At 68.2% G+C, this 21,629-nt stretch carries 22 protein-coding genes and 1 pseudogene; 3 read left to right on the top strand and 20 right to left on the bottom strand.

Going from position 1 to position 21,629, the window contains the following annotated elements:
- From AC1D12_RS04515 to AC1D12_RS04495, 5 genes are all read right to left on the bottom strand, one after another.
- Positions 1 to 249 (bottom strand): hypothetical protein (locus AC1D12_RS04515; RefSeq protein ID WP_477839046.1); only part of this gene is annotated, 249 nt, incomplete at its 3' end.
- Position 250: 1 nt separating this feature from the next.
- Positions 251 to 1,564, bottom strand: coding sequence for a GH1 family beta-glucosidase (locus AC1D12_RS04510; RefSeq protein WP_477824495.1), 1,314 nt, complete (start codon positions 1,562 to 1,564; stop codon positions 251 to 253).
- Between the two features lie 27 nt (positions 1,565 to 1,591).
- Entirely contained in the window at positions 1,592 to 2,440 is an 849-nt protein-coding gene (locus tag AC1D12_RS04505; RefSeq protein ID WP_465110180.1) for a carbohydrate ABC transporter permease, read from the bottom strand.
- A 4-nt stretch (positions 2,441 to 2,444) separates the two neighbouring features.
- A complete protein-coding gene (locus AC1D12_RS04500; RefSeq protein WP_047504196.1) occupies positions 2,445 to 3,431 on the bottom strand; it encodes a carbohydrate ABC transporter permease in 987 nt (328 codons plus the stop codon).
- A gap of 93 nt (positions 3,432 to 3,524) precedes the next feature.
- The gene (locus AC1D12_RS04495) at positions 3,525 to 4,775 is read right to left on the bottom strand and encodes an ABC transporter substrate-binding protein (RefSeq protein WP_465110178.1); all 1,251 of its coding nucleotides are present in this window, start codon (positions 4,773 to 4,775) and stop codon (positions 3,525 to 3,527) included.
- A 634-nt stretch (positions 4,776 to 5,409) separates the two neighbouring features.
- On the opposite strand from AC1D12_RS04495, the gene AC1D12_RS04490 reads away from it, so the two are divergent.
- On the top strand, positions 5,410 to 6,396 hold the full coding sequence (locus AC1D12_RS04490) for a LacI family DNA-binding transcriptional regulator (protein WP_477839043.1): 987 nt from the start codon (positions 5,410 to 5,412) through the stop codon (positions 6,394 to 6,396).
- Positions 6,397 to 6,491: 95 nt separating this feature from the next.
- Here the strand turns inward: AC1D12_RS04490 and AC1D12_RS04485 are convergent, their stop codons facing one another.
- The 4 genes from AC1D12_RS04485 to AC1D12_RS04470 all read right to left on the bottom strand — a co-directional run bounded on the left by AC1D12_RS04485 (position 6,492) and on the right by AC1D12_RS04470 (position 10,674).
- The gene (locus AC1D12_RS04485; protein WP_047503988.1) at positions 6,492 to 7,307 is read right to left on the bottom strand and encodes an HDOD domain-containing protein; all 816 of its coding nucleotides are present in this window, start codon (positions 7,305 to 7,307) and stop codon (positions 6,492 to 6,494) included.
- Between the two features lie 107 nt (positions 7,308 to 7,414).
- A complete protein-coding gene (locus tag AC1D12_RS04480) occupies positions 7,415 to 8,176 on the bottom strand; it encodes a TSUP family transporter (RefSeq protein WP_477824497.1) in 762 nt (253 codons plus the stop codon).
- A 269-nt stretch (positions 8,177 to 8,445) separates the two neighbouring features.
- A complete protein-coding gene (locus AC1D12_RS04475; RefSeq protein ID WP_477824498.1) occupies positions 8,446 to 9,960 on the bottom strand; it encodes a sensor histidine kinase in 1,515 nt (504 codons plus the stop codon).
- On the bottom strand, positions 9,961 to 10,674 hold the full coding sequence (locus AC1D12_RS04470; protein ID WP_047503978.1) for a response regulator: 714 nt from the start codon (positions 10,672 to 10,674) through the stop codon (positions 9,961 to 9,963).
- A 154-nt stretch (positions 10,675 to 10,828) separates the two neighbouring features.
- Here AC1D12_RS04470 and AC1D12_RS04465 point away from each other — a divergent pair, with 154 nt between their 5' ends.
- The gene (locus AC1D12_RS04465; protein ID WP_477824499.1) at positions 10,829 to 11,377 is read left to right on the top strand and encodes an RNA polymerase sigma factor; all 549 of its coding nucleotides are present in this window, start codon (positions 10,829 to 10,831) and stop codon (positions 11,375 to 11,377) included.
- Positions 11,378 to 11,492: 115 nt separating this feature from the next.
- Complete coding sequence (locus AC1D12_RS04460; RefSeq protein ID WP_477839042.1) at positions 11,493 to 12,431, top strand: CysB family HTH-type transcriptional regulator; 939 nt, start codon at positions 11,493 to 11,495, stop codon at positions 12,429 to 12,431.
- A 52-nt stretch (positions 12,432 to 12,483) separates the two neighbouring features.
- Here AC1D12_RS04460 and AC1D12_RS04455 read toward each other — a convergent pair whose 3' ends face one another.
- From AC1D12_RS04455 to AC1D12_RS04405, 11 genes and pseudogenes are all read right to left on the bottom strand, one after another.
- Positions 12,484 to 13,539, bottom strand: a complete 1,056-nt coding sequence (locus tag AC1D12_RS04455) for a sulfate/molybdate ABC transporter ATP-binding protein (RefSeq protein ID WP_047503969.1) — start codon at positions 13,537 to 13,539, stop codon at positions 12,484 to 12,486.
- A gap of 10 nt (positions 13,540 to 13,549) precedes the next feature.
- Positions 13,550 to 14,452 carry a sulfate ABC transporter permease subunit CysW gene (gene cysW / locus AC1D12_RS04450; protein WP_477824500.1) on the bottom strand — a complete coding sequence of 301 codons (903 nt, stop codon included), beginning with the start codon at positions 14,450 to 14,452 and terminating at the stop codon, positions 13,550 to 13,552.
- Positions 14,449 to 15,282 (bottom strand): sulfate ABC transporter permease subunit CysT, encoded by an 834-nt coding sequence (gene cysT, locus AC1D12_RS04445; RefSeq protein WP_477824501.1) that lies wholly within the window; start codon positions 15,280 to 15,282, stop codon positions 14,449 to 14,451. The genes cysW and cysT overlap by 4 nt, the downstream gene beginning before the upstream one ends.
- Positions 15,283 to 15,291: 9 nt before the next feature.
- Positions 15,292 to 16,305 (bottom strand): sulfate ABC transporter substrate-binding protein, encoded by a 1,014-nt coding sequence (locus AC1D12_RS04440; protein ID WP_477839040.1) that lies wholly within the window; start codon positions 16,303 to 16,305, stop codon positions 15,292 to 15,294.
- Between the two features lie 191 nt (positions 16,306 to 16,496).
- The gene (locus AC1D12_RS04435) at positions 16,497 to 17,507 is read right to left on the bottom strand and encodes a sulfate ABC transporter substrate-binding protein (RefSeq protein WP_477839038.1); all 1,011 of its coding nucleotides are present in this window, start codon (positions 17,505 to 17,507) and stop codon (positions 16,497 to 16,499) included.
- Positions 17,508 to 17,615: 108 nt separating this feature from the next.
- Positions 17,616 to 17,972, bottom strand: a complete 357-nt coding sequence (locus tag AC1D12_RS04430) for a thioredoxin family protein (protein WP_465110169.1) — start codon at positions 17,970 to 17,972, stop codon at positions 17,616 to 17,618.
- 49 nt (positions 17,973 to 18,021) lie between these two features.
- Positions 18,022 to 18,927 carry an ATP-binding cassette domain-containing protein gene (locus tag AC1D12_RS04425; protein WP_477824504.1) on the bottom strand — a complete coding sequence of 302 codons (906 nt, stop codon included), beginning with the start codon at positions 18,925 to 18,927 and terminating at the stop codon, positions 18,022 to 18,024.
- A gap of 17 nt (positions 18,928 to 18,944) precedes the next feature.
- Positions 18,945 to 19,739 carry an aliphatic sulfonate ABC transporter permease SsuC gene (ssuC, locus tag AC1D12_RS04420; RefSeq protein ID WP_047503953.1) on the bottom strand — a complete coding sequence of 265 codons (795 nt, stop codon included), beginning with the start codon at positions 19,737 to 19,739 and terminating at the stop codon, positions 18,945 to 18,947.
- Positions 19,711 to 20,121 carry a VOC family protein gene (locus AC1D12_RS04415; protein WP_052204129.1) on the bottom strand — a complete coding sequence of 137 codons (411 nt, stop codon included), beginning with the start codon at positions 20,119 to 20,121 and terminating at the stop codon, positions 19,711 to 19,713. The genes ssuC and AC1D12_RS04415 overlap by 29 nt, the downstream gene beginning before the upstream one ends.
- A gap of 5 nt (positions 20,122 to 20,126) precedes the next feature.
- On the bottom strand, positions 20,127 to 21,296 hold the full coding sequence (gene ssuD / locus AC1D12_RS04410; protein WP_477824505.1) for an FMNH2-dependent alkanesulfonate monooxygenase: 1,170 nt from the start codon (positions 21,294 to 21,296) through the stop codon (positions 20,127 to 20,129).
- Positions 21,293 to 21,629: pseudogene (locus tag AC1D12_RS04405) on the bottom strand (aliphatic sulfonate ABC transporter substrate-binding protein); the annotation flags it as partial. The pseudogene AC1D12_RS04405 and the gene ssuD, both read right to left, overlap by 4 nt.

Here is a 21,629-nt window from a genome sequence, read left to right as displayed (position 1 = left end):
GTGCGGCATTTGGCGGTGCATCGCCAAACTCCCTCCGCTCACTTCGTTCGCTGTGGTCAAACAGTGGCGATGAGTCAGTTCACGAAGCGTGCTGCGCACGCCACCGCCAAATGCCGCACTTCTCGTCGCCCCAGAAATCGCCTCCCGGCCATACCCCCAGCCGCAGCCGCCGGTCGGAGCGTGTTCGACGAAGTCCGCTGTCGTCTCCGCACATGCGCCTTTGCCGCTCGAAAGATCGAACGCCGTCATCTCACCCCCCACTCCGAGACCGCGCGATGAACTCGCGGTACCAATGGGCGCTGTCCTTCAGCGTGCGCTGCTGCGTCGCGTAGTCGACGTGCACCAGCCCGAAGCGCTTCGCGTAGCCGGAGTTCCACTCGTAGTTGTCGAGCAGGCTCCAGTAGAAGAAGCCGCGCACGTCCACGCCCTGGGCGATCGCATCGCGCACCGCCCCCAGGTGGCTGCTCAGGTAGTCGATGCGCTGCGGGTCGGCCACCTTGCCTTCCACCAGCCGGTCCGCGCAGGCCGTGCCGTTCTCGGTGATCCACACCGGCGGCAACGGGTAGTCGCCGTGGATCTTCACCAGCAGCTCGGTCAACCCCTGCGGGTAGTTCTCCCAGCCCATGTCGCTCTCGCCACGCAGCTTCGGCGCCGGGCGCGGCGGGTCCTCGCTCGAGGCCCAGATCCGCGTGTAGTAGTTGACGCCGAGGAAATCGAGCTTCTGCGCGATCACGTCGAAATCGTTTTCATGAGTGACCGGGTACAGGTGCACACCGGGGGCCGTCGGGTAGCGCTTCAGGAAGATCGGGTCCATGTACCAGCGCACGAAGGTCGCGTACTCGCGCTCGGCGAGTGCGATGTCGGTCGCGCTGCCGGTGGCGGGCGTCGCCGGCGACTGGTTCAGCACGATGCCCAGCGGCGCCTTCACGCCGGCCGCGCGCATCGCCTGCAGCGCGAGGCCGTGCGACAGCAGCAGGTGGTGCGCGACCTGCACCGTCAGCTGCGGGTCCTTGAAGCCCGGTGCGAACTGGCCGTTGCCGTTGCCGAGGAAGGCGGTGCACCACGGCTCGTTGTGCGTGGCGATGCTCGCCACCCGGTCGCCCAGCCGGCGGCCCATCACCTCGGCGTACTCGGCGAAGCGGTACGCGGTGTCGCGCGAGCCCCAGCCACCTAGATCCTGCAGCCCCTGCGGCAGGTCCCAGTGGTACAGCGTCGCGTGCGGCGCGATGCCGCGCTCGAGCAGCCGGTCGACCAGCCGGTCGTAGAACGCCAGGCCCTTGTCGTTCCAGGCGCCATGGCCGAGCGGCTGCACGCGCGGCCACGCGATCGAGAAGCGGTAGCTGTCGACGCCCAGGCCGGCGATCAGCTCGACGTCGTCGGACCAGCGGTGGTAGTGGTCGCAGGCGACGTCGCCGGTGTGGCCCTCGAAGGTCTTGCCCGGCGTGTGCGAGAACGTGTCCCAGATCGACGGGCCGCGGCCGTCCTCACGGGCCGCACCTTCGATCTGGTAGGCGCTGGTGGCAACGCCCCACGCGAAGCCGCGGGGAAATTTCGGGTCGGTCACGGGTCGGAATCCTTGAGATGAAACAGGTCAGGCCTTGACCGCACCGGCGGTCAGCCCTTCGATCAGCCGGCGCGAGGCCAACACGAACATCACGAGCAGCGGCAGCACCGCGATCGACGAGCCGGCGCAGATCGCGCCCCACGGCGTCTGGCCGGTGCCCTGCAGCGAACGCAGCGCGAGCGGCACGGTGAACATCTCCATGTCGCGCATCACGATCAGCGGCCCGAGGAAGTTGTTCCACGCACCGATGAAGGTGACCAGGCCGAGCGTGCCCAGCGCCGGGCCGATCAGCGGCACGATGATGCGCAGGTAGATGCCGAACTCGCCGCAGCCGTCGATGCGCGCGGCATCGACCAGGTCGCGCGGAATCGCCGAGCCGATGTACTGCCGCATCATGAAGATGCCCAGCGCCCCGCAGGCCGCCGGCACGATCAGCGCCTTCGGCTGGTTCAGCCAGCCCAGCCAGCTCATCGTCAGCGCCGTCGGGATCATCCCGACGAAGCTCGGCAACAGCAGCGTCGCCATCACGAAGGCGAACAACCGGTCCTTGTGCCTGAAGTCGTACATCGCGAACGCGAAGCCGGCCAGCGAGCAGAACAGCAGGTTCAGCGCAGTGACCGCGACGGCGATGTACAGGCTCCAGCTGAGGTTGCGCCAGAAGAACGGCAGGCGGTCGAGCAGCAGCTTCAGGTTGTCGATGAAGGCATCGCCGAACCACAGCGGCGGCGGCACCGACAGGATCTCGCGGTTCGAATGCGTCGCGAACACGAACATGAAGTAGAACGGCGCCAGCATCAGCAGCGCACCGCCGAGCACGATGGCATAGGCGCTCGCAGCGGTGGCCGGGTTGGCGAAGCGGATGGAAGTCGAGCTCATCGCGTCAGGCCTTCTTCTCGCCCAGCAGGCGGTTGTTGGCCCAGGTGACGACCGCGATCACCATGAACAGCAGCCACGCGATGCTCGACGCAGTACCGAAATCGTTGTCGATGAAGGCGGTCGCGTACATGTGCATCGCCGCCGTCTTGCCGGCCTGGTCCAGGCCGCCGGTGCCGCCGGTCAGGATGAAGGGCTCCTCGAACAGCTGCAGGTTGCCGATGATGGTCAGCGTGACCGCGAAGAAGATCATCGGCTTGAGCATCGGCAGCGTCACGTAGCGGAACTGCTGCCAGGCCTTCGCGCCGTCCATCGTCGCGGCCTCGAACAGGTCCTTCGGGATCGTCTGGATCGCCGACAGGTACAGCACGGTGTTGAAGCCGACATAGCGCCACCACACGACGAACGAGATCATCCACTTCGTGTAGTACGGCTGCCCCCAGTCGATGTTCTGCGCCGGGAACAGCCAGCCGATCACCGGCACCTGCGACATCGCGCCCAGCGCCGCGTTGACCACGCCGTAGTCGCGCGAGAACAGCGACGAGAACACCAGCGAGATCGCCACCGTCGACGTGATGAACGGCAGGAAGTACGCGCCGACCACCGCGTTGCGCCAGCGGCCGAACGCGGTGTGCAGGAAGAACGCCAGCGGCAGCGCCACCAGGTGCTGCGGCACGCCCGACACGATCGCCATCCACACCGTGTTGTAGAGCGACTTGCGGAACCAGTCGTCGTTGGTGACGACGTAGATGTAGTTCTCCAGGCCCACCCACTGCATCGCCTCCAGCCCGGCCGCCGGCTCCCAGCGGTGGAACGACATGAAGATCGAGAACAGCAGCGGGAACAGCCCGAACACCAGGAACAGGATAAAGAACGGGCTGATGAACACGTACGGCGCGATGTCGCGGAAGCTGCGGCGGCGCTTGCGCGTGCCGGGCTGCGCAGCGAGCGGCGTCGTCGGGTCCGGGGTCGCCGGGACCGTGGGTTTGGGCATGGCCTGCATGGTGTCGGGTGCAGACCGGGYAGGGCGGCGCGCGCCGTGCCCGGTCGTTCAGCGGAAGATCAGACGTGAGTCAGACGCAGCGGGTCAGCGGCGCACGCGCTTCTTGACCTGCTCCTGTGCGTCCGCCAGGGCGGTCTTGATGTCCTTGTTCTGCTCGAGCACCTTGTCCAGCTCGGCATTCACGACATCGTTGGCCACCGGGTCGTACTTGTCGACGGCGATCGCCTTGATCTTGTCGGCCGACACCTTCCACAGCTGGCGCGCCTTCTGGCCGCCCAGGTACTCGATCGGCTGGTCGAGGAAGGGATCGCTCTGCGCCTCGATCAGCGACGGGAACGCGTCCAGGCTGCGGAAGGCCTCGATCTGCATGCCCTTGTCCAGGCTCATGAACTTGATGAAGTCCCAGGCCGCGGCCTTGTTCGCCGCCTTCTTCGGGATCGCGTAGAACGAGCCGCCCCACGAGGCGAACGCGCCGTTGGGCAGCTGCGCCGAACGCCACTTGCCCTTGGACTCCGGCGCCAGCCAGTTCGACAGGTGGCCGGCCAGCCAGGCCCCCATCATCTGCGAGGCCACCTTGTCGCGCTTGAAGCCTTCGCTCCACTCGTTGGACCAGGCGGCGATCTTGGCGTCGATGCCGGCGGTGCGGGCCGCCTTGGCGAGCTCGAAGCCCTTCTGGAAGCGCGGCGTGTTGATCAGCGGCGTGCCCTTCTTGTCGAAGAAGATGCCCTCGCCGTCCTTCAGGCCGGAGCGGATGTAGATGTCCTTGATGTCCACCGCGTTGGCGAGCAGGTAGGCGCCGGTCGCGGCCTTCACCTTCTTGCCCGATTCGATGTACGACTCCCAGCTCTTGGTCAGGTCAGCCTCGCTGACGCCGGCCTTGTCGAGCAGGTCCTTGCGGTAGAAGAGGGCGCCCGGGCCGATGTCGGCCGGCATCGCGGCCAGCGCGCCGCTGCCGCTCATGCCCTGCGGCACGGTGAACTTGGCGATCTTCGACTGGTACTGCAGGCCGTTGTACGGCGCCTTGCCCAGGTCCTCCAGGCCGCCCGATTCGGCGAACTTGCCGATGAAGCCGACTTCCACCGCCATCACGTCCGGCACGTTCGCGCCGGTGGCCAGCGCCGTCGTCATCGCGGTGTGGTGGTCGCCGAAGGCCAGGCTGGTCAGCTTGATCTCGACCTCGGGGTGCAGCTTCTTGTAGAGCGGGATCGCGGCCTTGACGGCCAGGTCGAAGCTCGGGAAGGACGCCACCGTCAGCGTCGTCGTGGTCTGCGCCGAAACGGCTCCGGCCATCGCCAGCGCTGCGCACAGCAGCAGGGGTTTCATCAGTCGTGTCACGTCGGGTCTCCTAAGGTCTTTGTGGACGCCGGGCGGGCTGCCTTTGCTCCGTCGGCTTTTGTACAGGCTCGTGCCTGACACGGGGTCGAACTTCGGCCAGATCGGCTCGGCTGAAATCGATTTCACTTCTGCAAACGATTTCAGCGGCGACGCGCCTGGGTGTCAATCGACAAAACCCGGGCTGACATACCAATGAGGGAAAGTCCTCTCCGGACTCACCCTGTGGGGAATTCGGACAGTTCTGATCCCCTGAATCTGCCGTCATTTCTGAAATCGATTTCAGATCGAAGCGAATTAGAAACGTCACGACACCATCGGTCAAGACGTTCGAGATTGGGGAAATCCCCGAGGTGGCGCGCCGTGCCGCGCCCGTGTTCCCGGTTTCACAATGGCGCTGCAAGCCAGCATTGGCGCCATTTGCAGCTGGCGCTTCGGCCATCGTCCGTTGCGCCAGCACACATTTGAGCCTCCCGGAGGCGGGCCATCGATCCCGCTCATGGTGCCATCTGGTTTGGGCAAGGCTCTGAAAACGTTGCCATACTTGAAACCCCATGCAAAATCGCGAATCGCCCTCTCGCCACAGCCCACCGTGACCCGTCCGATCGTACGTTCGCCCCTGACTGTGCCGGCTGCCGTGACCCTGCTCGACGTGGCGCGCGAGGCCGGGGTCTCGCCCAGCACGGTGTCGCGCATCCTGAACGGCACTGCCCGTGTCACCTCCGACAAGCGGCAGGCGGTTGAAACCGCCATCAGCAAGCTCGATTTCAAGCCCAACCTGTTCGCGCGCAGCCTGAAGACCGGCACCACGATGACCATCGGCATCCTGGCGCAGGACATCGAGAGCCCGTTCTACACGCGGGCGATGAAGGGCATCGAGACCGGGCTGCTGGGCAGCGGCTATGCGCCGATCATCGTCAGCGGCCACTGGGATGCGCGCGAAGAAGCCGAGCGGGTGCGGCTGCTGATGACGCGCCGCATCGACGGCGTCGTGATCCTGACCGGCCACATGGACGACGCGCAGATCGTCGAGTTCGCGCGCCACCAGCCGATCGTCGTGACCGGCCGCCACCTCGACAGCCACAACATCATCGCGATCAAGCTCGACCAGGTGCGCGGCGGCTACCTGGCCACGCGCCACCTGATCTCGCTCGGGCACCGGCGCATCGCCCACATCGCCGGCGTGCGCGACCACGACGACGCGAAGGACCGCTACCAGGGCTACCTGCAGGCGCACGAAGAGGCGGGGCTGACGCCCGATCCCGAGCTGGTGGTGCAGGGCGACTTCACCGAGCCGGGCGGCCTGTTCGCGATGACGCGGCTGCTCGACGGCGGGCGCTCGTTCACCGCGGTGTTCTGCGCGAACGACCAGTCGGYGTTCGGCGCGCGGGTGGTGCTGTACCGCCGCGGCATCCGCGTGCCGGACGACGTGTCGCTGGTCGGTGTCGACGACCTGCCGGCCGCGGCCTACCTGACGCCACCGATCACGACGGTGCGCCAGCCGATCTACGAGATGGGTCTGTTTGCCGCGCACGCGCTGCTCGGCATGCTCGGCCACACCGCCGAAGAGGTGCAGGTGCCGCCGCTGGAGCTGATCGTGCGGGAGACGACGCGGCGCGTGTGAGCGCCTGCGGGCCGAGCGCCGGGCCGCCCCAAGCCGGCCCGCATCCCCTTGGGGGATCGGTCGACGTACCCGTCGACCCAGGGGTCGTCATTCCTCTAGCGGGCTTCTGCGTCCTCGATCTGCTGTTTGACTTTCCGGGCGCCGCGCAGCACCAGCGTCTCGTCCAGCAAAGCCTGCGGCGCCACCGCGCGCGCCACTTCCTCGAGCGAATCCGGGTCGGTCATCAGCGCATTCGCCAGCGCCGACAGCGCGCAGATCGAGCGCCGCGGCACCTGCGGCGGCAGCTCGCGCGTCGCGTTCACCGTCACATGATGGCGCACGCTGGCGACGGCCGCGGCAGCCAGGCCCCAGCTCTCGCACAGCGCCGCGCCGAGCAGGTCGTGGCTGACCCCGAAGGCCTGGTGCTCCAGGTACATCAGCTCGGTGTCGTCGGCGGCCGACGCGAGCATCGGCTGGTAGATGGCTTGCGAATGCTTGAACAGCACCGCCTTGCCGCATTCCTCGAACAGCCCGGCCGAATGCGCGCCCCACGGATCGACGCTCAGCACCTGGCCGATGCGACCCATCAGCAGGCCGCGCACGCTGGCGCGCTGCCACAGCGGCTCCAGTTCGGGCGCCGGCGGGAACACCGCGCGCAGGCCCATCTCGAAGGTGACGGCCGCGACTTCGCGCGTGCCGAGGTAGGTGACGGCCTGCTGCACGCTTTGCACGCGCCCCTTCAGCCCGTACAGCGACGAGTTCACCGCCTTCAGCACGGCCGATGCGAGCGCCATGTCGCTCTCGATCAGGCGGGCGAGCGCCTGCAGGTTCACGTCGTCCTCGGCGAGCAGCAGGGACAACTTCACCAGCGCTTCCGGCTGGGCGGGCACGTCGATGTTCAGCGAACGCAGCTTGGGATCGATGGGGGGCATGGCGAAATCCGGGTCAAAGCAGTTCTTCACGGTCGATGCTACGCAGCCGACCCGGCGGCGATCCGTCGAACAGGGTGGGAAATCCGCCCGCTTTTCGATTTCAGTCCCTATTTCAGGAACGCATCCCACCCCGTCTTGAGGATCAGCGCCGACACCACCGCGATGAACACCCCGCGCACGAAGCCCGCACCGTGCTTCAGCGCGAGCCGCGTGCCGAGCAGGCTGCCGATCACGTTGGCCACCGCCATCGTCAGCGCGATGTGCCACCACACATGGCCCTTGATCGCGAACAGCGCGAGCGCGGCCAGGTTGGTCGCGGTGTTCAGCAGCTTCGCGCTCGCGCTCGCGTTCAGGAAGTCGTAGCCGAGCAAGCGCACGAACAGGAACACGAAGAAGCTGCCGGTGCCGGGGCCGAAGAAGCCGTCGTAGAAGCCGATCACCAGGCCGATGCCGCTGGCCACCAGCGCCTGCGTGCGCCCGCTGTGCAGCGGTGCGTGCGTGCGGCCCATGTCCTTGCGCGCCAGCGTGTACGCCAGCACGCCGATCAGGATCAGCGGCAGCGCCTTGCGCAGGCCGTCGGCGCTGACCAGCGTGACGGTCCACGCACCGCCCAGCCCGCCGATCAGTGCCGCCCCCGCCGCCGGCAGCAGCGCGCTCCACTGCAGCTGCACGCGCTTCGCGAACTGCGCGGTCGCCCAGCCGGTGCCCCAGACGCCCGCACCCTTGTTGGTGCCCAGCAGCGTGGCCGGCGCGGCGCTCGGGTAGACGCTGAACAGCGCCGGCACCAGGATCAACCCGCCGCCGCCGACGATGGCATCGATGAAGCCCGCGAACAGGGAGGCGAGGGTGACCGTGACGAGATCGAGCATGCAGGGACGGGGAAGACAGGGAATCCAGAATGGGAAAGGGCGCCAGGATCACCTGGCGCCCTTCGCATTTTGTCATCGGTCCGGTCGCTCTCTGGAGCGCCGGCCTGTCGGTGTGTCGCAGCCTTGAACGCGTTCTTGACGCGACCCTCGGATGCGTTGTGTCTGTCTCCTCAGTCCCCCGCCCAGCCGGTCATCCGGGGATGTCGGCCGCGAGTGGGCGGATTTTGGGAGCAGGCCCCCACGCACGCACTAGGTGTTTTCCTGCACCGTTACAGGGCAGCGCTGTCCCGCAGCAACGGGATGCGCAGGATCACGCGCGTGCCCTGCCCGGAAGGGCTCTCCACGGCCACGTCGCCGCCATGCAGCTCCGTGATGCGCTTCACGATCGCGAGCCCGAGGCCCCTGCCGCCTTCGCCGGTGGCGGGTGCCACATTGGTGCGCGCCTGGTAGAAGCGATCGAACAGATGCGGCAGGTCGGTGGCCGGGATGCCCGGGCCGGTGTCGCTGATGCTGACCTCGGCCTGCGTGCCGGCGCGGGCGGCCGCGAGCGTCACGCGGCAGCCGCGGCCGCAGAACTTCAGCGCGTTGTCGACCAGGTTCGCGATCGCGCGCTCGAACAGCTCGACGTCGACCTGGGCCGGCACCGGCGCCTCGCCCAGTTCGGCCCGCAGCTCGACGCCCGACTGCGCCGCGCGCTCGGCGAAGCGCATCTCGATGTCGTTGAGCAGCTCGCGCAGGTCGACCTGCTCGGCGCGCAGCTGGAAGCTCGGCTCGTCGAGCGTCGCGAGGTCGCCGAGCGCCTTCACCAGGCGCGACGCATTGCGCGTGTTGCGCAGCGCCACCTCCACCAGCCGGCGGTCTTCGGTGCGTGCCGCATCGCCGGCCCAGCGCGCCTCCAGCGTCTCCAGGCAGGCATCGGTCGCGGTCAGCGGCGAGCGCAGGTCGTGCGACAGGTTGCTGACCGCCTCGCGCCGGAAATGATCGAGCCGGCTCAACGCGTTCCACTGCCGCTGCAGTGTCGCGAGCATCGCGCCGAACGCACGCGTCAGCTGCCCGAACTCGTCGGCGGTGGCCGGCGGCAGCAGCGGCTGCGCATCGGCCGCGCCGTGCTGCAGGCCTTTCTCGGACAGCATCGCGACCGCATCGGTCAGCCGCCGCAGCGGGCGCGTCACCGAGGCGATGACCATCGCCGCGAGCAGCGTCGTCACCATCACGATGCCGGCGATCAGCCCGAGCGCCGGCCGCGCGAGGCTCGCGCTCAGCACCTGCCAGCGGTCGGCCGGCAGGTCGGCCTTGTGCGCCACCAGGTACAGGTAGCCGGCGAGGTTGTCGCCGCTGCGGATCAGCGGGCGGCGGATCGGCCGCGCGGCGATCACCGCATCGGCGTCCATGCGCTCGGGGTCGTCGCCCATCACGTACGACGAGGCCTGCGACGACACCGCCTGTCGCACCGGATCGATCGCGACGCGAAAGCCCGGCGCGAGCTTCGCCGAGCCGGTGCTCGCGAGCACGGTGCCCTGCACGTCGAGCAGGTAGAGCTGGGTGTCGGGCTCGAACAGCACCAGGTTCTTCAGGAAGCCGTCGAAGTCCTGTGGATGCAGTTCGCGCATCTCGAACAGGTTGTCGTACATCGCGACGACCCGGCCGAGGAACAGCGTCGCGCGCTGGTAGGTGGTCTCGTGCTCGAAGCGCTGGAACGCGAAGGCGACGGTGGCGATCACCGCGAGCGCGGTGACCAGGCCGGTCGCGAGGATGGTCAGCGCGATCTTGAGGCGAACGCTCATTTACCGCGGCGCCTCGCGCATCTTGTAGCCGGCGCCGCGCACCGTGAGGATCAGCTGCGGGCGCATCGGATCGGCCTCGAGTTTGGCGCGCAGCCGGTTGATGTGCGTGGTGACGGTGTGCTCGTAGCCGTCGTGCGTGTAGCCCCACACGGCATTCAGCAGCTGCCCGCGCGAGAACACATGCCCCGGGTGGCTCGCGAAGTGCAGCAGCAGGTCGAACTCGAGCGCGGTGAAGTCGATCTCGTCGCCGCGGTAGCGCACCTGGCGCTTGGTCGGCAGGATCTCCAGGTCGCCGTTGCGCAGCGTGCTGGCCTGCGCCTGCGCGCCGGCCTGCGCGGCGCGCAGCAGGTCGGCACGGCGCAGCAGCGCCTTCACGCGCGCCAGCAGCTCGGCCAGCGAGAACGGCTTCGTCAGGTAGTCGTCGGCGCCCAGCTCCAGCCCGAGCACCCGGTCGAGCTCGGTCGCCTTGGCGGTGAGCATCAGGATCGGCGTGCTGCGGCCGCGCGCACGCAGCGCCTTGCAGACCTCCAGGCCGTCCAGGCCCGGCATCATCAGGTCGAGGATCAGCAGGTCGCTCGCCTGCTCGTTCTGGCTGGCCAGCGCCGCGACGCCGTCGGCCACCGCGGTCACCGCATAACCCGAATTGCTGAGGTTCAGCACGATCAGATCGCGGATGTCGGTCTGGTCTTCGGCGACGAGGATGGTGGCTGGCATGGGGGGATTGTCGTGCGGGCCGGGAAGCTTCTTACAGGGCGGGACCACCGCGTCCTGAGGCAAATGTGATCTTCCTGTGATGTTCGGCGATGGGCGCGCGAGGTGCGGTGGCGACAGTCACTCCATCGACAACCACCGATCCCAGGAGCCCACCATGCAAGCCACCGCCGCCGCTTCCGCATCGACCGCCTTCATGCCGGCAGCCCTGTCCTGGCCCGAGGTGGTGGCGCACCGCGGCTACCTGGTGCGCTTCGCGCAGCGCAAGCTGCACGACCCGATGCTGGCCGAGGACGTGGTGCACGACGTGTTCGAGGCCGTGCTCACCGGCCGTGCGAGCTTCGGCGGGCGGGCCGCGCTGCGCTCGTGGCTGACGGCGGTGCTGAAGAACAAGATCGTCGACCTGGTGCGCCAGCGCGCCGGCCACGACAGCCTGGACGCCCAGTGGCTGGACGACGACGGCGAGGCGGTCGGCGCCGCCGCGGTGGAATGCCCGCAGCCGCGCCCCGACGAGGTCGCCGAGCAGCGCCAGCAGCTCGACCGGATGCTGGCGCGCATCGAGGCCCTGCCGACCGGGCTGCGCGACGTGATGCGGTTGCGCGTGCTGCACGACCAGCCGACCGAGCAGGTGTGTGCGGCACTGGCGATCACCGAGGACAACCTGTTCGTGCGGCTGCACCGGGCGCGCAAGCAGCTGCTGTCCTGATCCCACACGAATATGGTCATAAGCAAACATTCGTTGTAGGCCGCAGGACTGCTCAGCAGAATCACGCACCTACTCATGCGCACGCCGCGCCACCCCCGCGGCCGCGCCCACGCGAATGAATTTCCAGCAACTGCGGTCTGTCCGCGAGACCGTGCGCTGCGGCTTCAACCTGACCGAGGTTGCCGCGGTGCTCCACACATCCCAGCCCGGCATCAGCCGGCAGATCCGCGAGCTCGAGGACGAGCTCGGCATCGAGATCTTCGTGCGCGCCGGCAAGCGGCTCACCGGCCTCACGCCGCCCGGCGAGGCGGTGCTGCCGATCGTCGAGCGGCTGCTGCTGGATGCCGAGAACCTGCGCCGCGCCGGCGACGAGTTCAGCGCGCAGACCAGCGGCCGGCTGTCGATCGCCGCGACCCATTCGCAGGCCCGCTACGCACTGCCGGCCGTCGTGCGCGACTTCCGCCAGCTGTATCCGCAGGTCACGCTGAACCTGCACCAGGGGTCGCCGAAGCAGGTGGCCGAGATGCTGCTGTCCGGCGAGGCCGACATCGGCATCGCGACCGAGGCGCTGGCCGGCTACGAGCAGCTGGTGGCGCTGCCGTGCTACCGCTGGACGCACAGCGTGGTGGTGCCGATCGGCCATGACCTGCTGAAGCAGGAGGGGCCGCTGACGCTGCAGCGCCTGGCGCGCTACCCGATCATCACCTACGACGTCGGCTACACCGGCCGCACCCACATCGACGAGGCCTTCGCCGCCGAGGGCTTGAAGCCGAGCGTGGTGCTGACCGCGATGGATGCCGACGTGATCAAGACCTATGCCGAGCTCGGCATGGGCGTGGGCATCGTCGCGTCGATCGCGTTCGACCCGGAACGCGACCGCCAGCTGCGTGCGATCGACGCGCGGGATCTGTTCGCGGTGAACCTGACGCGGCTCGCGGTGCGGCGCRGAACGTGGCTGCGCGGGTATGTCTACTCGTTCATCGAGGCGTTCGCGCCGACGCTGACGCGGGAGACGGTGGAACGGTCGTTGAACGGGGAAGCGGTCGAGGAATAGTCGGGCTCGTTGACTGCGCTGGCCTTCGACAGGCTCAGTCCGAACGGGGAGCTCAGATCATCGCCGCGGGGTCGGGCAGTTCGTCATTCGCGAACCGCTGCACTCGCCGCGGCTTCAGATGCACGCGTGAGCCGGTCGCCAGCTGCAGCTTCTCGCGCAGCCCCTGGTACTCCGAGCGCGGCAGTTCCACGTCGACATAGCTGCCGTCGTCCTCGCGCTTGAACTCCAGCCGCGTGTTCGGCCCGACCGTCAGCGCCTGCGACAGCGTCACCGCCAGCGTGCCGTCCTCTGCCGAGCCGAGGATCTGCAGCTCGTGCGGCCGCACGTAGCTCACGTCCTCGGCCGCCGTGCCCGCGCCGCTGCGCCCGAAGCGGCCGTGGAACAGGTTCACGTCGCCGAGGAACTGCAGCACGAACGGGCTGGCCGGGTGGTCGTACACCTCGTCCGGCGGGCCGTCCTGCTCGATGCGGCCCTGGTTCATCACGACGATGCGGTCGGCCACCTCCATCGCCTCTTCCTGGTCGTGCGTGACGAACACGCTCGTCACGTGCATCTCGTCGTGCAGCCGGCGCAGCCAGCGGCGCAGTTCCTTGCGCACCTTGGCATCGAGCGCACCGAACGGCTCGTCGAGCAGCAGCACCTTCGGCTCCACCGCCAGCGCGCGCGCGAGCGCGATGCGCTGGCGCTGGCCGCCCGACAGCTGGTGCGGGTAGCGATCGGCGATCCAGTCGAGCTGCACCAGCTTCAGCAGGTCGGTCACCTTGGCCTTGATCGCGGCATCGCTCGGTCGCGTCGCCTTCGGCCGCACGCGCAGCCCGAACGCGACGTTCTCGAAGATCGTCATGTGGCCGAAGAGGGCGTAGTGCTGGAACACGAAGCCGACCTGGCGCTCGCGCACGTCGGTGTTCGTCGCGTCCTCGCCGTGGAACAGCACGGTGCCGCTGTCGGGCACCTCGAGCCCCGCGATGATGCGCAGCAGCGAGGTCTTGCCCGAGCCCGAGGGCCCGAGCAGCGCCACCAGTTCGCCGGCCGGGATGTCCAGGTTCAGGTTGTCGCAGACGACGGTCTTGCCGAAGCTCTTCTTCAGGTTGCGGACTTCGATGCTCATTCTGGAAACCTCATTCCGAGCGGCCCTCGGCCGCCTTCTTCTGCTCGCGCACACGGCGCTCGACCAGGTACTTCAACACCAGCGTCACCAGCGCCAGGCCGGCCAGCAGCGACGCGACCGCGAACGCCGCGGCGAACTGGTACTCGTTGTAGAGGATCTCGATGTGCAGCGGCATCGTGTTGGTCTGCCCGCGGATGTGGCCCGACACGACGCTGACCGCGCCGAACTCGCCCATCGCGCGCGCATTGCACAGGATCACGCCGTACAGCAGCGCCCACTTGACGTTCGGCAGCGTGATGCGCCGGAAGATCTGCCAGCCGTTGGCCCCCAGCACGCGCGCTGCCTCTTCCTGCTCGGTGCCCTGCGCCTGCATCAGCGGGATCAGTTCGCGCGCGACGAACGGGAAGGTCACGAACACGGTCGCGAGCACGATGCCCGGCACCGCGAAGATGACCTTCAGGTCGTGGTCGCGCAGCCACTCGCCCCACCAGCCCTGCAGGCCGAACAGCAACACGTAGATCAGGCCCGAGATGACCGGGCTGACCGAGAACGGCAGGTCGATCAGCGTGAGCAGCACGTTCTTGCCGCGGAACTCGAACTTCGCGATGCACCAGGCGGCGGCGATGCCGAACACCAGGTTCATCGGCACCGAGATGCCGGCGGCAATCAGCGTCAGCTTGATCGCCGACAGCGCATCGGGGTCGGTGATGGCGGCGAAGTAGACGCCGACGCCCTTCTTGAACGCCTCGGCGAACACGATCGCGAGCGGCACGAACAGGAACAGCGTCAGGAACGCGAGCGCGATGCCGATCAGCGTCCACTTGACCCACGCCGGCTCGGTGGTGGCGGATTGCAGATGGCGCGGGGCCTCGGCCGCGCTCGCGGCGTCGCGGGGAATCGCGGCCGTGCTCATCGTCCCTGCCTCGCTCTCGTCCAGGCCTGCAATGCGTTGATCGCCAGCAGCAGCGCGAACGCGCTGACCAGCATCACGACCGCGATCGCGGTGGCACCGGTGTAGTCGTACTGCTCCAGCTTCGTGATGATCAAGAGCGGCGTGATCTCGCTGATCAGCGGCATGTTGCCGGCGATGAAGATCACCGAGCCGTATTCACCGAGCGCCCGCGCGAACGCGAGCGCGAAGCCGGTGAGCAGCGCCGGCGAGATGATCGGGAAGATCACCTTCGTGAAGGTCTGCAGCCGCGAGGCGCCGAGCGTGGCCGCGGCCTCCTCGATCTCCTTGTGCAGGTCTTCGAGCACCGGCTGCAGCGTGCGCACGACGAAGGGCAGGCCGATGAAGGTGAGGGCCACGAACACGCCGAGCGGCGTGAAGCTCACCTTGAACGGCAGGTAGCGGCCGATCCAGCCGTTCTGCGCGTACAGCGCCGTCAGCGCGATGCCGGCCACCGCGGTCGGCAGCGCGAACGGCAGGTCGACCAGCGCATCGATCAGCCGCTTGAACGGGAACTCGTAGCGCACCAGCACCCACGCGACGACGAGCCCGAACACCGAGTTCATCAGCGCGGCGGCGAACGATGCGCCGAAGGTGAGCCGGTACGACGCGAGCACGCGCGGCGCGGTGACGGCGTCCCAGAACGCCGGCCAGGTCATCGTGGCCGTCTTCAGGAAGGCCGCCGACAGCGGCAGCAGCACGATGAAGCTCAGGTACAGCAGCGTGAAGCCGAGCGCCAGGTCGAAGCCCGGCAGCACGCTGTGCCGCTTCAGCAGGGTGCGGGTGAACAGCACGGAAGGCGCTTACTTCTTCGCGGCGGCGAGGATCTGGTCGTAGATCGCGCCGTCGTCGAAATGCTCCTTCTGCGCCTTGGTCCAGCCGCCGAAGACCTCATCGATCGTGAAGGTGTTGACCTTCGGGAAATCGGTCGCGTACTTCGCGAGRATGGCCGCGCTGCGCGGGCGCAGCTGGTGCTTGGCGGCGATCTCCTGCGCCTCGTCGGTCCACAGGAACTTGAGGTAGGCCTCGGCCTGCTTGCGCGTGCCCTTCTTGTCGGCCACCTTCTCGACCACCGCGACCGGGTTCTCGGCCAGGATCGTCGACTTCGGGTAGACCACCTCGAAGTTGTCGCCGAACTCCGACTTGATCAGGTTCACTTCGGATTCGAAGGTCGCGAGCGCATCGCCGATGTTGCGTTGCGCGAAGGTCGTCGTCGCGGCGCGACCGCCGCCGTCGAACACCGGCACGTTGGCGAAGATCTTCTGCACCAGCTCGCGGGCCTGGGCCGGTGTGCCGCCGGCCTTGATCACCGAGCCCCACGCGGCCACGTAGCTGTAGCGGCCGTTGCCGGTGATCTTCGGGTTCGGGATCACGACGCTGGTGCCCGGCTTCGCCAAGTCGCCCCAGTCCTTGATGCCCTTCGGGTTGCCCTTGCGCACCAGGATCACGGTGAGCGAGGTGGTCGGCGCCGCATTGTTCGGCAGGCGCCTGGCCCAGTCTTCCGGCAGCAGCTTGCCGCGGGTGGCCAGCACGTCGATGTCGCTCGACTGGTTCATCGTCACCACATCGGCCTCGAGCCCGTCGAGCACGGCACGCGCCTGCTTGCTCGATCCGCCGTGCGACTGGTTGATCGCCACGTCTTCGCCGGTCGCGGCCTTCCAGGACTTCTGGAACGCCGGGTTGATGTCCTTGAAGAACTCGCGGGCGACGTCGTAGCTGACGTTCAGCAGCGTCGGGCCGGCTGCGTGGGCGGGCGCGAAGGCGAACAGCGCGGCGGCACCGACCGAGGACAGGAGGAGGGACAGGCGTGAGGACATGGTGTTTCGGCCGCCAACGACGCAGCCCATGCAGATCGGACCGGCGATGTTACGGACGGACACCGCAACAGCGAACGACTCAATCGGCGAATCCTTATGAGTTTTTTGCACAAGCGAGTTCGCGGCGGGACGCCGAAGCGCCCGCCGCGATCACTTGAAGCCTGCGCTTACTTGCGCTCTATTCCTTCAAATCACTTCGAATAGATCTGGTCGAAGACACCGCCGTCGGCGAAATGCGTCTTCTGGGCCTTGGTCCAGCCGCCGAACACGTCGTCGATGGTGAACAGGTTCAGCTTCGGGAACTGCTTCTCGTACTTGGCGGCGACCTTCGGGTCGATCGGGCGGTAGAAGTTGTGCGCCGCGATCTCCTGGCCTTCCGGCGTGTAGAGGTACTCGAGGTAAGCCTGGGCGACCTCGCGGGTGCCGCGCTTGTCGACCACCTTGTCGACCACCGACACCGGCGGCTCGGCCAGGATGCTGATCGGCGGGTAGACGACGTCGAACTTGTCGGCGCCGAACTCCTTCAGCGACAGGTAGGCCTCGTTCTCCCAGGCCAGCAGCACGTCGCCGATGCCGCGCTCGGCGAAGGTCACGGTGGCACCGCGCGCGCCCGAATCGAGCACCGGCACGTTCTTGTAGACCTTCGAGATGAACTCGCGGGCCTTCGCGTCGTTGCCGCCGTTGCGCTTCAGCTCGAAGCCGTAGGCGGCCAGGTAGCCCCAGCGCGCGCCGCCCGAGGTCTTCGGGTTCGCGGTGATCACCGAGACGCCCGGCTTGATCAGGTCATCCCAGTTCTTGATGCCCTTCGGGTTGCCCTTGCGCACCAGGAAGATGTAGGTGGAGCTGTACGGCGTGCTGTTGTGCTGCAGGCGCTTCTGCCAGCCGGTGGGCAGCAGCTTGGCGCGTTCGGCGATCTCGTCGATGTCGTAGGCGAGGGCCAGCGTGACCACGTCGGCGTCGATGCCGTCGATCACCGAGCGGGCCTGCTTGCCCGAGCCGCCGTGCGAGGCCTTGATCGTCACGTTGTCGCCGGTCTTGGCCTTCCAGTACTTGCTGAAGGCGGTGTTGTATTCCTGGTAGAGCTCGCGCGTCGGGTCGTAGGACACGTTGAGCAGCGTGATGTCCTTGGCGAGAGCGACGCCCGCCGTGGCGGCGAGCGCGAGGGAGAGCAGCGAGTGGTGAATGAAGCGGGCCGTCGTCATGAAATCGTCCTGGTGGGCGGCACGAAGCCGCGGGGAGGATGCGAATGGTAGGCAGCCGGCCTTGCGCGGGAAACGAATCAAAACTTCCGTTCTTATGCGCTTTCTGATTCAAACGTCATGAGACTGGAGGGCGCGGATCCGCGCCGGCATGCCTTCGAGGCCCATCTCGCGGACGCCGGGCAGGTTGCCTTCCGCGGCGCTCTGCACCAGGCGCGACAACGTCTGCACATGCGGCAGCACGGTGCCGAAGAACAGCGGCCGGTCGCCGCGGGCGATCAGCAGCGTCGGGAAGTTCTCGACGTCGATCGGGCCCAGCACCTCGTCGTTGTCCTCGATGTCGACCCAGGCGAACTGCGCGTCGGGGTGCTCGGCGCGCACGCTGTCGAACAGCGGTTCGTAGTCGCGGCAGGTGCCGCACCAGGCGGCGCAGAGGCAGGCGATCAGCAGGGGTTCGGAGGCGGACATGGGCGCCAAGTGTGCCGCGAGTTGCCTGCCACCGCCGGGGTGGGCCAATCTACACAGCCCAGCGCCATTCAGATGCCGGGGACAAGTTCACGCGTTCGGGCTCATCGCGTCCCGGAACCTGCAACACCCGCTGCAGCACCCGCTCCTCCAGCGCCGCGAACGCCGCATTGCCGCGCGAGCGCGGCCGCGGCAGCGCGATGCGCTCGTCCAGCGTCACGCGGTGGTCCTCGATCAGCAGCACCCGGTCGGCCAGCGCGACCGCCTCGGACACATCGTGCGTCACCAGCAGCGCGGTGAAGCCGTGCCGCTTCCACAGCGATTCGATCAGCGACTGCATCTCGATGCGCGTCAGCGCGTCGAGCGCGCCGAGCGGCTCGTCAAGCAGCAGCAGCCGCGGTGCGTGCACCAGCGCGCGGGCCAATGCGACGCGCTGCCGCTGCCCGCCCGACAGCACCGCCGGCCAGTCGTTCGCGCGATCGGCCAGGCCGACCTGCGCCAGCGCCTCCAGCGCGCGCTCGCGTCCGTCGGCCGCATCCAACCCGAGCGCGATGTTGTCGATCACCCGCTTCCACGGCAGCAACCGCGCGTCCTGGAACATGAAGCGCAGGTCGCTCCTGTGCTGCGCAAGCGGTGCCCCGTCGAGCGCCAGCGCGCCGGCGCTCGCCTCTTCCAGCCCGGCCACCAGCCGCAGCAGCGTGCTCTTGCCGCAGCCGCTGCGCCCGACGATCGCGACGAACTCGCCCGGGTCGACGCGCAGGTCGATGCCCGACAGCACCTCGCGTTCGCCGAAGCGCTTCGACAAGCCGTCCAGCTGCAGCCCCATGCCGATGCCGGCCGGCGCGCTGCGGCGCGGCACGGCGACATCCGCCTCGCGCAGGACGGCATCGCCGGCCGACTCACCCGCCGACTCACCCAAAAACGCCAGTCCCTGGAACTCGATCTGCGAAGGCAACATCGCCATCCTCTTGAACATCATTTCGCCACCTGGTAGGCGGGGTTCCAGCGCAGCCACCAGCGCTCCAACCCCTTGGCCAGCACATCGGCCAGCTTGCCGAGCAGCGCATACAACAGGATGCCGACCAGCACCACGTCGGTCTGCAGGAACTCGCGCGCGTTCATCGTCATGTAGCCGATGCCGGCCTGCGCCGAGATCGTCTCGGCGACGATCAGGATCACCCACATGAAGCCGAGCGAGAAACGCACGCCGACCAGGATCGACGGCAGCGCGCCCGGCAGGATCACGTGCCGGTACAGCGCCCAGCCCGACAGGCCGTAGCTGCGCGCCATCTCGATCAGGCCCTTGTCGACCGAGCGGATGCCGTGGAAGGTGTTGATGTAGACCGGGAAGAACACGCCCAGCGACACCAGGAACAGCTTGGCCGACTCCTCGATGCCGAACCACAGGATCACGAGCGGGATCAGCGCCAGCGTCGGGATGTTGCGCACCATCTGCAGCGTCGAGTCGAGCAGCGTCTCGGCCGCGCGCCACGAGCCGGTCGCGAGCCCCAGCAGCAGGCCCAGCCCGCCGCCGATCGCGAAACCCGCCAGCGCACGCCCGGTGCTGGTGGCCACGTGCTGCGCCATCTCGCCGGACAGCAGCAGCGACCAGAACGCCTTCACGACGGCCAGCGGCTCCGGCAGCACGCGCGTGGACAGCCAGCCGCTGCGCGACGACAGCTCCCACGCGAGCAGCACCGCGACCGGCAGCAGCCAGGGCAGCAGGCGCCGGCGCGCCGCTTCAAACCGCGATCCGGATGTCCGTGACATGGTGCTGCGTCTCCGCATCGGGGTGGTGGGGCTCGATCAACTCGAGGCGGTTGCCGAACGGGTCTTCGACATAGGCACGGCTGGCATCGAACAGCGGCGCCTCGTCGACGCGGACGCCGGCGCGCTGCAGGCGGAACACGATCGTGTCGAGGTCGCCGACGCGCAGCGCCAGGTGGGCCTGCGGCGCGACGCCGGTGTAGTGGCCCTCGGTCAGGTCCAGCCGCTGCCAGCCGAGCGAGAAGCGCAGCGTGCCGGGGCGGTCGAGCTCCGGGTCGCGCACCTCGCGCAGGCCGAGCGCGTCCTCGTAGAACGCGCGGGCCCGCACGGCGCCGCCGAGGGGAATGGGCAACTGCACGTGGTCGACGCTGCGGAAGTCGGGCATGGTGATCAGCTCTGCGAAACCTTGGGCACGTAGGTGTTGGCGACAATCTCGCCGAACGGGCCGGTGAGCACCTGGCCGGCCAGCCGTTCGCGCAGGTTCACCGGCAGCAGCGGGAACACCAGCTCGGCGAAGCGGTGCGCCTCTTCCAGGTGCGGGTAGCCGCTGAGGATGAAGTACTCCAGCCCGAGGGCGGCGTACTCCTGGATGCGGTCGGCCACCTGCTGCGGATCGCCCACCAGCGCGGTGCCGGCCCCGCCGCGCACCAGGCCGACGCCGGCCCACAGGTTCGGCGACACCTCCAGCCCTTCGCGCACGTTCTTCGGGTTGAATCTGCCCTTGTTCAGTTCGGCCATGCGGCGCTGGCCGACCGAATCCATCTGCGCGAACTTCTGCTGCGCACGCGCGACGGTCTCTTCGTCGAGGTGCGAGACCAGTTCGGCCGCGGCGCGCCAGGCTTCATCCTCGGTCTCGCGCACGATCACGTGCAGGCGGATGCCGAACTCCAGCGTGCGGCCGTACTTGGCGGCGCGCTGGCGGATGTCGGCCACCTTGGTCGCGACGGCCGCCGGCGGCTCGCCCCAGGTGAGGTAGGTGTCCAGCTGCTGCGCGGCGAGCTCGTGCGCTTCTTCCGACGAACCGCCGAAGAAGATCGGCGGGTAGGGCTTGTTGATCGGCGGGTACAGCACCTTGCCGCCCTTCACGCGCAGGTGCTCGCCGTCGTGGCTGACGGCTTCGTTGTCGTGGCTCTTCGCGAGCACGTCGCGCCAGATCGTCAGGAACTCGCGCGAGAGTTCATAGCGCTGCGCATGCGGCAGGAACAGGCCGTCGCCCTCCAGCTCTTCGGCATCGCCGCCGGTCACCAGGTTCACCAGCAGGCGGCCGCCCGACAGGCGGTCGAAGGTCGCGGCCATGCGCGCCGACTGCACCGGCTGCACCAGCCCCGGCCGCAGCGCGACCAGGAATTTCAGGCGCCGCGTCGCGTCGATCAAGCTCGCGGCCAGCACCCACGAGTCTTCGCAGGAGCGGCCGGTCGGCAGCAGCACGCCTTCGTAGCCCAGGCTGTCGGCCGCGATCGCGACCTGCTTGAAATAGTCGAAGGTCGCGGCGCGCGCGCCCTTGCTGGTGCCGAGGTAGCGCGAATCGCCGTGCGTGGGGATGAACCAGAGGATCTTCATAGGGACTTCGAAGTGGGAGACCAGACGATGTCGGCGACGCGCACCGCCTGCGGGAGAAGGCCGAGCCGCGCGAACGCATCGGCCACGCGCTGCTGGTCGGCGACGATCGCCGGCGTCAGCGGTGCCGCCGGCGAGACCGGGCGGCGCGAGATGAACAAATGGGTGGTCGCGAGGCTCAATCCGCTGAAGTCGGAAATCAGCTGCGCCGCCTCCTTGCGGTTGGCCTGCACCCACGCATCGGCGCGGCTCAGCTCGGCGAGCAGCGTGAGCACGGCCTGCGGGTGCTGCTCGGTGAGCGCGCGCGACGCGAGGTAGAACGAGTTGTTGCTCGAC

The sequence above is a fragment of the Rhizobacter sp. P1_G5 genome (assembly GCF_056405435.1).
The sequence above is the reverse complement of the archived record's forward strand: the minus strand, read 5'-3'. Positions and strand labels throughout refer to the sequence as shown.

Coding starts and splice junctions, on each gene's coding strand:
- AC1D12_RS04465 (WP_477824499.1), top strand. CDS start 10,829: ATGCAAGCCACCGCCGCCGCTTCCGCATCGACCGCCTTCATGCCGGCA.
- AC1D12_RS04500 (WP_047504196.1), bottom strand. CDS start 3,431: ATGCCCAAACCCACGGTCCCGGCGACCCCGGACCCGACGACGCCGCTC.
- cysW (WP_477824500.1), bottom strand. CDS start 14,452: ATGAGCACGGCCGCGATTCCCCGCGACGCCGCGAGCGCGGCCGAGGCC.
- AC1D12_RS04435 (WP_477839038.1), bottom strand. CDS start 17,507: ATGACGACGGCCCGCTTCATTCACCACTCGCTGCTCTCCCTCGCGCTC.
- AC1D12_RS04480 (WP_477824497.1), bottom strand. CDS start 8,176: ATGCTCGATCTCGTCACGGTCACCCTCGCCTCCCTGTTCGCGGGCTTC.
- AC1D12_RS04475 (WP_477824498.1), bottom strand. CDS start 9,960: ATGAGCGTTCGCCTCAAGATCGCGCTGACCATCCTCGCGACCGGCCTG.
- AC1D12_RS04455 (WP_047503969.1), bottom strand. CDS start 13,539: ATGAGCATCGAAGTCCGCAACCTGAAGAAGAGCTTCGGCAAGACCGTC.
- ssuD (WP_477824505.1), bottom strand. CDS start 21,296: ATGAAGATCCTCTGGTTCATCCCCACGCACGGCGATTCGCGCTACCTC.
- AC1D12_RS04505 (WP_465110180.1), bottom strand. CDS start 2,440: ATGAGCTCGACTTCCATCCGCTTCGCCAACCCGGCCACCGCTGCGAGC.
- AC1D12_RS04470 (WP_047503978.1), bottom strand. CDS start 10,674: ATGCCAGCCACCATCCTCGTCGCCGAAGACCAGACCGACATCCGCGAT.
- AC1D12_RS04485 (WP_047503988.1), bottom strand. CDS start 7,307: ATGCCCCCCATCGATCCCAAGCTGCGTTCGCTGAACATCGACGTGCCC.
- ssuC (WP_047503953.1), bottom strand. CDS start 19,739: ATGTCACGGACATCCGGATCGCGGTTTGAAGCGGCGCGCCGGCGCCTG.
- AC1D12_RS04425 (WP_477824504.1), bottom strand. CDS start 18,927: ATGTTGCCTTCGCAGATCGAGTTCCAGGGACTGGCGTTTTTGGGTGAG.
- AC1D12_RS04430 (WP_465110169.1), bottom strand. CDS start 17,972: ATGTCCGCCTCCGAACCCCTGCTGATCGCCTGCCTCTGCGCCGCCTGG.
- AC1D12_RS04415 (WP_052204129.1), bottom strand. CDS start 20,121: ATGCCCGACTTCCGCAGCGTCGACCACGTGCAGTTGCCCATTCCCCTC.